The sequence below is a fragment of the Agarivorans sp. D1326 genome (assembly GCF_056958115.1).
On sequence record NZ_JBTWEN010000007.1, the window covers coordinates 224,853 to 237,790 of the forward strand.

The following is a 12,938-nucleotide window of genomic DNA, read 5'->3' on the forward strand; positions in this document are numbered from 1 at the left end:
TGGCGAAGCTTACATATTTTTGGCGCGCTCAAGCACGTCATCAATATCGCCTGCATACAAGAACGCTTGCTCTGGAATATCATCGTAATCGCCAGCCAATAGGCCTTTAAAGCTACGGATAGTATCTTTAAGTGGGATAAGTTTACCTGGGTTACCAGTGAAAACTTCAGCTACGTGATAATCTTGAGTTAAGAATTTCTCGATCTTACGCGCACGAGCTACGGTTTGCTTGTCTTCTTCAGACAATTCATCCATACCTAGAATCGCAATAATATCTTTCAATTCTTTATAGCGTTGTAATACGCCTTGCACACCGCGAGCAACTTCATAGTGCTCTTGACCTACGATAAGAGGATCTAACTGACGAGAGTTTGAATCCAGTGGGTCAATCGCTGGGTATAAACCCATTGCTGCAATGCTACGGTTTAGCGTAACGGTTGCGTCTAAGTGCGCGAAAGTGGTTGCAGGAGATGGGTCAGTCAAGTCATCCGCAGGTACATATACCGCCTGAATCGAAGTAATCGAACCAGTCTTAGTAGATGTAATACGTTCTTGAAGAACACCCATTTCTTCAGCCAACGTAGGCTGGTAACCTACCGCTGATGGCATACGACCTAACAGTGCAGATACTTCGGTACCGGCCAAGGTGTAACGGTAAATGTTGTCGATGAACAACAATACGTCTTTACCTTCGTCACGGAACTTCTCAGCCATAGTCAAACCCGTTAACGCTACGCGTAGACGGTTTCCTGGTGGCTCGTTCATCTGACCGTAAACCATGGCTACTTTATCAAGTACCCCGGCTTCTTCCATCTCGTAGTAGAAGTCATTACCTTCACGAGTACGCTCACCAACACCAGCAAACACAGATAAACCTGAGTGAGCTTTAGCGATGTTGTTGATCAACTCCATCATGTTTACGGTTTTACCTACACCGGCACCACCGAATAGACCAATTTTACCACCCTTAGCGAATGGACAAATCAAGTCGATAACTTTTACGCCTGTCTCTAGCAATTCGCTAGAGTTAGCCTGCTCTTCATAAGTTGGAGCAGAGCGGTGAATTTTGTAACGCTCTTCCGTTTCAATTTCACCTTTGTGGTCAATAGTTTGACCTAGTACGTTCATAATACGACCTAGGGTGGCATCACCCACAGGCACTTTAATCGCGTCACCAGTATCAACCACTTCTAGGCCGCGACGTACGCCTTCCGATGCACCCATACAGATACAACGAACTACGCCACCACCAATTTGCTGTTGAACTTCAAGAACTAACTCTTCGCCTTGAACTTCTAGAGCATTGTATACCTTAGGTACACTGTCATGTGGAAATTCAACGTCCACAACAGCGCCAATTACTTGGACGATGTTACCGTTACTCATGTTGATTCCTCTAAATATATTGCTTAGTGCCTTGCCTTAAACGGCTGCAGCTCCCGCAGAAATTTCGCTCAATTCTTGAGTAATCGCTGCTTGACGCTCTTTGTTGTATACCAACTGAAGCTCATCAATCAGGTTACCCGCGTTATCGGTTGCCGCTTTCATTGCAACCATTCGTGCAGCTTGTTCGCAGGCTAGGTTTTCCACCACACCTTGATACACTTGAGATTCGATATAACGAACTAGTAGGCCGTCGAGAATTTCTTCAGCACTTGGCTCGTATAAATAATCCCAGCTGCGAGACGCAATTTCTGGATCATCTGCTTTAGGCAGCGGCAATAATTGGTCAATCGTTGGTTCTTGTACCATGGTATTTACAAACTTGTTGTACACCACATAAATGCGATCTAGCTTGCCTTCATCGTAGGCTTCTAACATCACTTTTACGGTACCGATAAGCTCTTCAACGGTTGGGTGATCGCCCAAGCCAGAGTTTTGAGCTACCACATTACCACCGTGGCTGTTAAAGAAGGCTGTTGCTTTACCGCCAATAACGGCAAGGTCAGTTTCAACCCCTTTGTCTTTCCACTGCTGCATGTCGGTGACGACTTGCTTAAACAAGTTAATGTTTAAGCCGCCACACAAACCGCGGTCAGTAGATACCACGATATAACCTACACGCTTGGCTTCTCGTTCTACAGCATACGGATGCTTGTACTCGAGCTTACCTAGCGCGATATGACCAATTACTTTGCGCATAGCTACTGCGTAGGGACGGCTGCTTTCCATTGCGTCTTGCGAACGACGCATTTTACTTGCTGCAACCATCTCCATCGCTTTGGTAATCTTTTGGGTGTTTTTAACACTGCCAATCTTACCTTTAATCTCTTTAGCGCCGGCCATATCTATTGCTCCTATTCGTCAGGTTTGATTACCAAGATTGCGTAGATTTAAAGCTTTCAATTAAGCCTTTAATCGATGCATCAATCTCGTCGTTGTAATCGCCTTTTTCGTTAATAGTCGCTAATAGATCGGCGTACTCGTTGTTAGCGTAAGCTAGCAACGCTGCTTCAAAATCAACAATCTTATCGATTTCTACGTCAGCTAAGTAACCTTTTTCAGCGGCGTATAGACCTAGTGCTTGTTCAGCAACAGATAATGGGCTGAATTGCTTCTGCTTCATTAACTCGGTTACTTTTTGACCGTGGTCTAACTGCTTACGTGTTGCATCATCTAAGTCAGAAGCAAACTGAGCAAATGCTGCTAGTTCGCGGAACTGTGCCAATGCAGTACGAATACCACCAGACAGTTTCTTAATAATCTTAGTTTGTGCTGCACCACCTACACGCGATACCGAAATACCTGGGTCAACCGCCGGACGAGTACCAGAGTTAAACAACTGGCCTGTTAGGAAGATCTGACCATCGGTAATCGAAATTACGTTGGTTGGTACGAATGCTGATACGTCACCGGCTTGGGTTTCAATAATAGGCAATGCAGTTAATGAACCTGATTTACCTTTTACTTCACCTTTAGTGAACTCTTCTACGTACTGTTCGTTTACCTGAGAGGCACGCTCTAGTAGACGAGAGTGAAGGTAGAATACGTCACCAGGGTAAGCTTCACGGCCTGGCGGACGACGTAGTAGCAAAGAAATTTGACGATAAGCTACGGCTTGCTTAGACAAATCATCATAGATGATTAGTGCATCTTCACCGCGGTCACGGAAGTATTCACCCATGGTACAACCCGCGTAAGGCGCTAGGTATTGTAGTGCGGCTGAATCTGATGCAGAAGCTGCAACAATGGTGGTGTACTCCATTGCGCCGTATTCTTCTAGCTTACGTACTACGCTAGCGATAGTAGAGGCTTTTTGGCCAATCGCTACGTAAACACATTTAATGCCAGAGCTTTTTTGGTTAATGATGGTGTCAACAGCGATAGCTGTTTTACCAATCTGACGGTCACCAATAATCAACTCACGCTGACCACGGCCGATTGGAATCATTGAGTCAATCGCTTTAATACCTGTTTGAACAGGTTTATCTACCGATTTACGTTCCATTACGCCAGGTGCAATTACTTCGATTGGCGAGAAGCCATCGTTGTCTACTGCGCCTTTACCATCAATTGGCTCACCTAGTGTATTTAGTACACGTCCTAGTAGGCCACGACCTACTGGAACTTCCAAAATACGACCAGAACTTTTTACTTTGTCACCCTCTGCTAAGTCAGCATAAGGGCCCATTACTACCGCACCTACAGAATCACGCTCTAGGTTTAATGCGATAGCATAACGGTTACCAGGAAGCTCAATCATCTCGCCTTGCATTACATCAGCAAGACCATTAATGCGAAGAATACCGTCACTTACAGAAACGATAGTACCTTCGTTACGAGCTTCACTGACAACTTCAAACTGCTCAATACGTTGCTTGATCAGTTCGCTTATTTCAGTGGAATTCAGTTGCATGCTCTATTCCCCAATTACGCTTGCAGTGTTTCAGAAAGTTTCGCCAATTGCCCTTTAACAGAGCTATCAATCACTAAATCACCGGCTTGAATAATCACACCGGCCATTAGTGAGGCGTCAACACTACAGTTAAGCTTCACTTTGCGTGCTAAACGCTGTTCCAAGGAAGCACTAATTTGCGCTTGCTGCGCGGCATCTAACTCGGTAGCGGAAACAACATCAGCGGTTATTTCCTTAGCCAATTCGGCCTTATACTCCAAGAAAAGAGCTAACACAGCAGGCAACGCATTTAAACGTCCGTTCTCAGCCATTAACTTAATTAAGTTAAGGCCATGCTCGTTAAGCTGTTCGGCACATACTGTGGTAAATAAATTAACCAAAGTATTTGCTGACTCCCTTTTCAGTTGAACTGCAACGTGCTCATTGGCTGCCACTTCGGCAACAAATGCTAGCATCTCAGTCCACTGTTCTAAGGCTTTTTGCTCAACAGCAAAATCAAACGCAGCTTTAGCGTAGGGACGAGCAATGGTGGTTAAATCAGCCATAAGCTCTACCTTTTATCCCTTATTTCAGCTCAGCGACTAGCTTATCAACAATCTGCTTGTTGGCTTCTTTGTCGATTGAACGCTCAAGAATTTTCTCAGCGCCAGCGATGGCTAAAGCAGCTACTTGTGCACGTAACTCTTCACGAGCACGATTACGTTCAGCTTCAACTTCTGCGTTACCTTGAGCAAGAATTTTTTCTCGCTCAATGTTAGCCAGCTCTTTTGCTTCGTCGATGATTTGAATTTTGCGCTTGTTAGCTTGCTCGATAATACCAGCAGCTTCGGACTTGGCGTCTTTCATTTGCTCTGAAGCTTTCGCTTGAGCTAATTGAAGATCCTTTCCGGCACGTTCAGCGTCAGCTAAACCATCCGCAATTTTCTTTTGACGAGCTTCAATCGCATCGATTAATGGTGGCCATACGTATTTAACGCAGAACCAACAAAAAATCGCGAACGATATCGCTTGTCCAAACATGGTTGCATTGATATTCACAACGACACCTCCTATTTGTTAGGAATCGAAGGATTAACCTAACAAGGCAACGAACGGGTTAGCGAATACGAAGAATAACGCGATACCCACGGCAATCATTGAGATCGCATCTAGTAGACCAGCAATAATAAACATTTTAGTTTGTAGTGCAGGGGCTAGCTCAGGCTGACGGGCTGATGCTTCTAACAATTTACCACCTAAAAGTGCAAAACCGATAGCAGTACCAAGAGCGGCCATGCTCAGCATGATTGCAACAGCGATAATAGTTAAACCAACAACAGTTTCCATGATTTTCTCCAAATAGTATTTATTAGGTTAAAACAGTTTTTATTAAACTTAATTAGTGATCTTCATGGGCTAAAGCTAGATAAACTATCGTTAGCATCATGAAAATAAACGCCTGAAGCACAATGACCAGAATATGGAAAATTGCCCATGGCACAGATAAGGTCCATTGAGCCCATAAAGGAACAAGTGCGGCAATAAGAATAAAGATCAATTCACCTGCATACAGGTTACCGAACAGACGCAAAGCGAGTGAGAAAGGTTTAGCCAATAAGGTGACCGATTCTAACAAGAAGTTGAATGGAATCATTGACCAATGGTTGAAAGGATTAAGCGTTAGCTCTTTTGTAAACCCTTTCAATCCTTTTACTTTAATACTGTAAAAAATGATTAAACCAAACACGGCAATAGACATGCCCAATGTAATGTTTAAATCAGTAGTAGGTACAATTTTAAAGTACTCAGCGCCCATAAGTCCGGCGACGTGGGGTATAAAGTCAACAGGGACTAGATCCATCAAGTTCATGAGGAAAATCCACACGAAGATGGTTAGACCAATTGGCGCAATAACGCGGTCGGTGCGATGGAATGCGTCACGAACGGCTCCATCAACAAACTCAACCATCATTTCAACAAAACATTGAAACTTGCCAGGTACGCCAGTTGTTGCTTTTTGCCCTGCCTTATAAAAAAGAAATAAGAACAAAGCGCCCAAGCCAACTGAAAACAGGAGTGAATCAATGTGCCAAGTCCAGAACCCTGCATCCTTACAAGCGTAATTAAATGCCAGACCGCCATCGGCCATACACATTTGAGCGTTTGTAAGGTGGTGCTGGATATAGCCTGAAACGTTACCTTCAGCAGCCATTTATCATCCTATTTTTGTTACTAAGAAAAATAGAGGCAGTCCATTGTGTCAAAGTACTAAAAACAAAGCCTAGCAATAGTGCTAAAGGCACTACATCTAGCAAGGCAAAGGCTAGTATGAACATAATGGCTGTTAGAGAAAGTTTTACGACTTCCCCGAGATAAAAGCTCAATACTACGTATTTTCGATGTCTAGCTCCCACAAACATAAATGCCATGGCAGTAAACAGCGCATTTGGTAGTAAAAAGATTATTCCTCCGAGTAACACAGAAATGGCAGTCTCTTTATCAAAAAAGAAACCACTTTTAAGTGTTAGCAGTGCGACAAACCCTGTCTGAAAGATAACAAAATATAACGCCTTAAGGCGTACTTCTGTTGTTAAAGACCCAGACATTCTCGACCTCTACTAGTTTTTACATTTAACCCATTACCTATAAGTAGGTAAAAAGGGCTTGCGAAAAAGCCTAATGATTATACGTTGAACGCGCACTTTTGCAATCAGAAGCAAAGCGGAAGTCACCAATTTGTAACAGCTTACATAAACAAATAGCGGTTATTGTTAATTTTTATGTTACAAACCAGCGATTTTGGTCATTTTTTGGTGAAAGTTAGGTAATCAAGATCAAAGAAATGTAGGTAAGAATAGTTTATAAAAACTAAAGTGTTTCATCGGAATCGATGAAGAGCGCCAAAATAGCATCTAATTCATCCAAGTTTGCATAGTCTATAACCAACTTACCTTGGCCTTTTTTGTTTTGCTGAATTTTTACACCAGCACCTAAGCGTTCGCTTATTCTTTGCTCTAATCTGTTAATATCTGGATCAACTTTAGCGGCTTGTTTAGGGGCTTTAGGGTTTAAAACTGCCTTAACCAGCTTTTCGGTATCACGCACAGTTAAGCCTTTGGCTGCAACATTACGTGCAGTTTCGGCTTGAGTTTCGCCACTTAAAGCTAACAAGGCACGCGCATGGCCCATTTCGATATCGCCATGCTCTAATAAGATTTTCACATCGTTATCAAGGCTATTTAAACGCAGTAGGTTGGTTACAGTTGTGCGAGATTTACCTACCGCTTCAGCGACCTGCTGATGAGTAAGTTCAAATTCGTTCATTAAGCGGTCAAGGGCAACCGCTTCTTCCATTGCATTAAGATCTTCACGCTGAATATTCTCAATAAGCGCAATAGCAACCGCGTTTTCATCACTCACGTTTTTAATCAAACAAGGAACATCGTGCAGATGAATTTGTTGCGAGGCGCGCCAACGGCGCTCACCGGCAATAATCTCAAATTGATTATCACCCACTTCTCGAACCACAATGGGTTGAATAACCCCTTGTGCTTCTATCGAGTGAGCCAGTTCCTCAAGTGCTTCAGCCGACATGTCTTTACGAGGTTGGTACTTACCAGGGCGTAACCATTCGATAGGTAGCTTACGCAGTTCACCACGGTTTTCATCAACGGTTTGCTGATTAGTATCGGCTTTAGTGTCCTCTTCAACTTGACGTTGACGAGCGTTATTACTGGTACTGAGTAATAAATCTAATCCTTTACCTAATCCACGTTTTCTCGCTGACATGTCTTTATCCGTATTCATTAATCTACGACCACCGCTTGTGCTTCTTCTTCATGGCGGCGAATAATTTCACCCGCTAAAGCAAGGTAAGCCTTAGAACCATTTGACGTTTTATCATAATACATGGCTGGTTTACCAAAGCTAGGGGCTTCGGCTAAACGCACATTTCTTGGGATCACAGTTCGGTAGACTTTTTTACCAAAATGCTGCTTAAGCTGATCACTTACATCCGAAGATAATCTATTTCGCGGATCAAACATGGTTCGCAAAATGCCTTCAACTTGCAGATCAGGATTAACCACAGAAGCCAATTTACTAATGGTATCAACTAAAGCTGTTAAGCCTTCTAAGGCGTAATACTCACATTGCATTGGCACCAATACACTATCGGCAGCAGCCATTGCATTAACGGTAAGCATGTTGAGCGAAGGCGGGCAATCTATAAAAATGTAATCGTAGTAGTCACGCACCGGCGCTAATGCATTACGTAAGCGTACTTCACGCGCGAAAAATTCCATTAATTTAATTTCTGCAGCGGTAACATCTGAGTTAGCTGCAATTAAATCAAAAAATCCGCTGGTATCTTTTACCGTTACTTGATCGATAGGTTCTTCATCAATCAGTAACTCATAGGCTGTTTTTGGAACATCGTATTTATCAACACCACTGCCCATGGTGGCATTACCTTGTGGGTCTAGGTCAATCAACAATACTTTGCGTTTAGTGGCCGCCATAGACGCTGCTAAATTTACGCTGGTTGTAGTTTTTCCTACGCCACCTTTCTGGTTGGCAACCGCAATTACTTTACCCACAATATTTTCGCCTAAGGGTTATTTTTATCAATAATAACTAGATGTCGCTGACCTTCAAGTTCGGGAACCGTTAAACTCTCGATACTGTGCAGTTTTAAGCCTTCAGGCAGGTTTTCTAGCTCTTGTTCGGGCACTAAGCCTTTTAAAGCATAGAATTTACCATTATTTGCCGGTAGGTGAGAACACCAGTTAAGCATATCCTCTAAAGAAGCGAACGCTCTGCTTATTACGCCATCAAAATCGAGGTTTTGTTGGTAGTTTTCTACTCGGCTCTGCACCGCGGTAACATTATCGAGTTTGAGTAAATGACAAACTTGGCGAATAAAAGTAATTCGTTTCCCCAAACTATCAAGCAATACAAACTGTTTATCAGGATTAATAATGGCCAAGGGAAGACCAGGTAATCCAGGCCCTGTGCCAACGTCAATAAAACGCTCACCTTGTAAGTAAGGACTTACCACTAAACTATCGAGAATGTGTTTTACCATCATCTCCATAGGATCTCTTACCGAGGTAAGGTTATAAGCTTTATTCCATTTATCAAGCTGCTCAACCAAACTAACCAGTTGAGAGATTTGCAGCTCGGAAAGCTGCAGAGACGTTTGAGCCAATAAGCCCTGTAAGCGAGATTTTAACACCCGATCATCCTAAGCTGACTTGCGTGCCAAGTCGTGTTTTTTCAAATATACCAATAGCAATGATACCGCAGCTGGAGTTACTCCCGAAATACGTGCTGCTTTACCTATGGTTTCTGGTCTGGCATTGGTTAGTTTTGCAACTACCTCATTCGATAGACCGCTAATTTTAGAGTAATCCAAATCTAAAGGTAGCAAAGTATTTTCATGCTTTTGGGTTTTCTTAATTTCTTCTAATTGGCGTTTAATATAGCCATCATATTTGATCTGGATTTCAACTTGCTCAGCGGCGGTTGGTAGTTCTAATCCAGGTCCAAAGCCATCAATTTCCATCAATTGTTGGTAGTTAAGCTCTGGTCGGCGAATCAACTCTTCTAAAGAATGCTCGCGGGTAATTGGATTTTTCAACAATGGGTTTAGCTGATCCAATTGCTTAGAACTGGTATGAACCCAAGTGTCTTTTAAGCGTTGGCGTTCTAACTCAACCGCTTCCACTTTTTGATTAAACAACTGCCAACGATGATCGTCTACTAAACCAAGCTTACGACCTTGCTCAGTTAAACGCATATCGGCGTTGTCTTCACGTAACAATAAGCGATATTCGGCACGGCTAGTGAACATACGGTAAGGTTCTTTAGTGCCTAAAGTCGCTAAATCGTCGATCAACACGCCCATGTAAGCTTGGTCGCGTCGAGGTGCCCATGCATCTTTGCCTTGAGCGTAAAGTGCAGCATTAGAGCCAGCAATTAAACCTTGGGCACCGGCTTCTTCATAACCGGTAGTGCCATTGATTTGTCCAGCAAAGAACAAACCTTTTAAGTATTTGTTTTCAAGGCTTTGTTTTAAATCACGAGGATCAAAGAAGTCATATTCAATGGCATAACCAGGACGGGTTATGTGGGCATTCTCTAAACCTTTCATCGAGTGAACTAATTCAACCTGAACATCAAAAGGTAAGCTGGTAGAAATACCATTTGGGTACACTTCGTGAGTGGTTAAGCCTTCAGGCTCAATAAAGATCTGATGTGAGTTTTTATCGGCGAAGCGAGTTACTTTATCTTCGATAGATGGGCAATAACGCGGCCCAATACCTTCAATCACACCGGTAAACATCGGGCTTCTGTCTAAACCATTACGAATAATGTCGTGAGTTGATTCGTTGGTATGAGTGATATAACAAGGGATCTGTTGTGGATGATCGCTTTGTTTACCAATAAACGAAAATACTGGTGTAGGTGTATCACCAGGCTGTGGCTGCATTTGGCTAAAATCGATACTGCGCGCATCAATGCGAGGTGGAGTACCGGTTTTTAAGCGATCAACTCGTAGCGGTAGTTCTCGAAGTCGTTGAGCTAAAGCAATTGACGGCGGATCACCAGCTCGGCCACCAGCATGGTTATTTAAACCAATGTGGATCATGCCACCAAGGAATGTTCCCACAGTGAGCACTACGCTGCGTGCACGTAACTGTAGGCCCATTTGAGTAACCACCCCTACCACTTGATCATTTTCTACGATCAAGTCGTCACAGGCTTGTTGAAAGATAGTTAGGTTGGCTTGGTTTTCTAAACGCTCACGGATCGCGGCTCGATAAAGTACTCGATCTGCTTGTGCGCGAGTTGCACGAACTGCTGGGCCTTTAGATGAGTTTAGGGTTCTAAATTGGATCCCTGAAAGGTCGGCAGCTTGTGCCATTAAGCCACCTAAGGCGTCAATTTCTTTTACTAAGTGACCTTTACCAATACCACCAATGGCTGGGTTACAAGACATTTGACCTAAAGTCTCAATGTTATGAGTAAGCAACAAGGTATTTTGACCCATGCGTGCAGCTGCAGCTGCTGCTTCAGTACCGGCATGACCACCACCGATCACTATCACGTCATATTGTTGTTTATAGAACATTTGTTATTACCTCGAACCAGCCTAATCCCAAAAGGGTGCGACATTTTACTGGTTAAGTGGCGATAAGGGAATGCTTAGATCAGAATTAGATCTGTACTCGATCTCTTATAAATATATATAAGATCTTTTTTTAAAGATCTTTTATTAGATCTACTATTAGTAACTTGCTGATCTGTAGATAAGTGATTTTTTAGCTTTATGATCATTAACTTAATTAAGATCAGATCTTGTTAATGAAGGGCGATCTAAGCAGGGGAAAAACTGGGATCTAATTTGCTGTTTATCCACAGGTGGAAATGGGTATAAGCTTATCCATAGGAATAACTATGTTAAATTAATAGCTATTCCCTAGGGTTATCCACAGTATTTAGTTCACATTTAGCTCATTTTTCCAGCTTTCTAACCATGCAACTGCTGGTTCTTCAGGCACTGGTTCTAGATCAACATCTATTTCTAAACGTTCTTTTAGCTTTTTGGCACCCAAATTACTTAAGGTTTGGTCGAGATCTTTACCTGCTCCACAAAAGGTATCGTAACTGCTACTACCAATAGCCACTACGCTATAAGAAACAGAAGAAAGATCCGGTTGGTTTTCGAGTAAATGTTGGAAAAATGGCTGTAGATTGTCTGGCACATCTCCTGCGCCATGAGTAGAACTGCAAATAAGCCAAAAAGCTTGCTGATTTAGCTCTTCAAACTCTGCATCTAAGTGAATTTTTACTTGATGCTGTTCTTTTAAAAGCGCTTCTAACTCATCTGCGACGTATTCAGCCGAACCGAGGGTTGATCCCACAATGATTTCTATATCCACTTACGATCCTGTTAAATGTAGAGTCTTGGCTACATTGTAACGTGATCTAATAGGGTTTAACTAGCTGCGAATTTATTGTGATCTAGTTGTTGATAGTTTCACGTGAAACCTCAGTAAAATTCGCTTTACCCGCCATCTAAGCTGATGATCCCATTTGTTGTGTGTGAATAAGAGTTGTGCACAAATTATCTAAATGGCTAATGGGGGTTGTTTCGAAACTCTGCTTTACACAAATTAATTAGCGCCTGTTGAGCTGGGGAAACCGTTGTTTGTTTGCTGTAAATCAAGCCAAGTTGTTCATTGGCAATGGCATCGTTATGGGCTAAGACTACTAGCTCACCCGTTTCAATATAAGGATTTAGCTGCTGTTGTTGGCCGACAAAAACGCCAACACCACGTAAACAAAGTTCAATAGCCAGCGAATGATGCTCTACTGCAATTTGCCTTTGTACTGTATCGGGATCCCACAGCTCGGTATTGGTTGAAGAAAGTACGGTTATCCAGGTATGACTTAGTACTTGTTGAAGAGTTGTAGACGTTGCAGACGCTAATTGGTGAGTTCGTGAACATACTGCTACTACTGGCATTTCACACAAAGGTTCTACAGTAAATTGGCTAGGAAAAGCGTCCCGGTAAAAACAAACGGCTAAATCTAATGATGGCTGTTGTTGCCAGTTGAGTAGCTGCTCATCGCGGCGTTGGTAAATATGTAAATCTACTTGTGGGTAGGCTTGGTTAAATTGGCTAAGCACCTTTGCTATAGAACTATCTTGCAAATAAGCACTTACTCCAAGGTTTAACCTTAAACAGTCCAGGTTGGCAATTTGCTCTACCTGTTCGTTTAGGTGTTGTTTTGCACTTAGTAACTGCTCACACAAGGGAAGCATTTTTAAGCCTTGTTCCGATAACACCGGCTTGTGGCCGCTTCGGGTAAACAATTCAACATTCCAATCTATTTCTAAGTTACTGATCCATTGACTAAGTTGGGCGCGGTTTTTCTGCATCTTTTTGGCAGCGGCTGAAATACTGCCCAACTGATGACTTAATACAAAAGCTTGGATTGCTTGAAGATTCATTTGGGATCCTCTGTGTTAATAAAAGCTAACAGACTCTGATTTGTTAGCGCAGTGCCATCTCATCATCATAGCGGCGATGGA

Annotated in this window: 14 protein-coding genes; all 14 read right to left on the bottom strand. The window is 42.8% G+C overall.

Features of this window, described 5'->3' with window-relative positions:
* Positions 1-9 precede the first annotated feature (9 nt).
* Positions 10-1,386 (bottom strand): F0F1 ATP synthase subunit beta, encoded by a 1,377-nt coding sequence (gene atpD / locus ACYFDN_RS14980; protein ID WP_016400253.1) that lies wholly within the window; start codon positions 1,384-1,386, stop codon positions 10-12.
* 36 nt (positions 1,387-1,422) lie between these two features.
* Positions 1,423-2,286 carry a F0F1 ATP synthase subunit gamma gene (gene atpG / locus ACYFDN_RS14985; protein WP_016400254.1) on the bottom strand — a complete coding sequence of 288 codons (864 nt, stop codon included), beginning with the start codon at positions 2,284-2,286 and terminating at the stop codon, positions 1,423-1,425.
* A 28-nt stretch (positions 2,287-2,314) separates the two neighbouring features.
* The gene (gene atpA, locus ACYFDN_RS14990; RefSeq protein WP_016400255.1) at positions 2,315-3,856 is read right to left on the bottom strand and encodes a F0F1 ATP synthase subunit alpha; all 1,542 of its coding nucleotides are present in this window, start codon (positions 3,854-3,856) and stop codon (positions 2,315-2,317) included.
* Between the two features lie 14 nt (positions 3,857-3,870).
* Positions 3,871-4,401: a F0F1 ATP synthase subunit delta gene (atpH, locus tag ACYFDN_RS14995; RefSeq protein ID WP_016400256.1), complete on the bottom strand. Its 531-nt coding sequence runs from the start codon at positions 4,399-4,401 to the stop codon at positions 3,871-3,873.
* A gap of 19 nt (positions 4,402-4,420) precedes the next feature.
* The gene (atpF, locus tag ACYFDN_RS15000; protein ID WP_016400257.1) at positions 4,421-4,894 is read right to left on the bottom strand and encodes a F0F1 ATP synthase subunit B; all 474 of its coding nucleotides are present in this window, start codon (positions 4,892-4,894) and stop codon (positions 4,421-4,423) included.
* 33 nt (positions 4,895-4,927) lie between these two features.
* Positions 4,928-5,182, bottom strand: a complete 255-nt coding sequence (gene atpE, locus ACYFDN_RS15005; RefSeq protein ID WP_016400258.1) for a F0F1 ATP synthase subunit C — start codon at positions 5,180-5,182, stop codon at positions 4,928-4,930.
* A 52-nt stretch (positions 5,183-5,234) separates the two neighbouring features.
* Entirely contained in the window at positions 5,235-6,047 is an 813-nt protein-coding gene (gene atpB / locus ACYFDN_RS15010; RefSeq protein ID WP_152785095.1) for a F0F1 ATP synthase subunit A, read from the bottom strand.
* Positions 6,037-6,441 carry an ATP synthase subunit I gene (locus ACYFDN_RS15015; protein WP_051147554.1) on the bottom strand — a complete coding sequence of 135 codons (405 nt, stop codon included), beginning with the start codon at positions 6,439-6,441 and terminating at the stop codon, positions 6,037-6,039. The genes atpB and ACYFDN_RS15015 overlap by 11 nt, the downstream gene beginning before the upstream one ends.
* Positions 6,442-6,703: 262 nt before the next feature.
* Positions 6,704-7,624, bottom strand: a complete 921-nt coding sequence (locus ACYFDN_RS15020) for a ParB/RepB/Spo0J family partition protein (RefSeq protein ID WP_016400262.1) — start codon at positions 7,622-7,624, stop codon at positions 6,704-6,706.
* A gap of 17 nt (positions 7,625-7,641) precedes the next feature.
* Positions 7,642-8,433: a ParA family protein gene (locus ACYFDN_RS15025; RefSeq protein ID WP_016400263.1), complete on the bottom strand. Its 792-nt coding sequence runs from the start codon at positions 8,431-8,433 to the stop codon at positions 7,642-7,644.
* An 11-nt stretch (positions 8,434-8,444) separates the two neighbouring features.
* Positions 8,445-9,071: a 16S rRNA (guanine(527)-N(7))-methyltransferase RsmG gene (rsmG, locus tag ACYFDN_RS15030; RefSeq protein WP_483511759.1), complete on the bottom strand. Its 627-nt coding sequence runs from the start codon at positions 9,069-9,071 to the stop codon at positions 8,445-8,447.
* Positions 9,072-9,080: 9 nt separating this feature from the next.
* A complete protein-coding gene (mnmG, locus tag ACYFDN_RS15035) occupies positions 9,081-10,970 on the bottom strand; it encodes a tRNA uridine-5-carboxymethylaminomethyl(34) synthesis enzyme MnmG (RefSeq protein WP_483511760.1) in 1,890 nt (629 codons plus the stop codon).
* 367 nt (positions 10,971-11,337) lie between these two features.
* Positions 11,338-11,781: an FMN-binding protein MioC gene (gene mioC, locus ACYFDN_RS15040; RefSeq protein WP_016400266.1), complete on the bottom strand. Its 444-nt coding sequence runs from the start codon at positions 11,779-11,781 to the stop codon at positions 11,338-11,340.
* 197 nt (positions 11,782-11,978) lie between these two features.
* Positions 11,979-12,857, bottom strand: a complete 879-nt coding sequence (locus ACYFDN_RS15045) for a LysR family transcriptional regulator (protein ID WP_483511761.1) — start codon at positions 12,855-12,857, stop codon at positions 11,979-11,981.
* Between the last annotated feature and the right edge of the window lie 81 nt (positions 12,858-12,938).

Excerpts from the sequence above, each read along its gene's own strand:
- atpD (WP_016400253.1), bottom strand. The coding sequence starts at position 1,386 with ATGAGTAACGGTAACATCGTCCAAGTAATTGGCGCTGTTGTGGACGTT.
- atpH (WP_016400256.1), bottom strand. The coding sequence starts at position 4,401 with ATGGCTGATTTAACCACCATTGCTCGTCCCTACGCTAAAGCTGCGTTT.
- atpE (WP_016400258.1), bottom strand. The coding sequence starts at position 5,182 with ATGGAAACTGTTGTTGGTTTAACTATTATCGCTGTTGCAATCATGCTG.
- ACYFDN_RS15045 (WP_483511761.1), bottom strand. The coding sequence starts at position 12,857 with ATGAATCTTCAAGCAATCCAAGCTTTTGTATTAAGTCATCAGTTGGGC.
- ACYFDN_RS15015 (WP_051147554.1), bottom strand. The coding sequence starts at position 6,441 with ATGTCTGGGTCTTTAACAACAGAAGTACGCCTTAAGGCGTTATATTTT.
- atpB (WP_152785095.1), bottom strand. The coding sequence starts at position 6,047 with ATGGCTGCTGAAGGTAACGTTTCAGGCTATATCCAGCACCACCTTACA.
- ACYFDN_RS15020 (WP_016400262.1), bottom strand. The coding sequence starts at position 7,624 with ATGTCAGCGAGAAAACGTGGATTAGGTAAAGGATTAGATTTATTACTC.
- mnmG (WP_483511760.1), bottom strand. The coding sequence starts at position 10,970 with ATGTTCTATAAACAACAATATGACGTGATAGTGATCGGTGGTGGTCAT.
- atpA (WP_016400255.1), bottom strand. The coding sequence starts at position 3,856 with ATGCAACTGAATTCCACTGAAATAAGCGAACTGATCAAGCAACGTATT.
- atpG (WP_016400254.1), bottom strand. The coding sequence starts at position 2,286 with ATGGCCGGCGCTAAAGAGATTAAAGGTAAGATTGGCAGTGTTAAAAAC.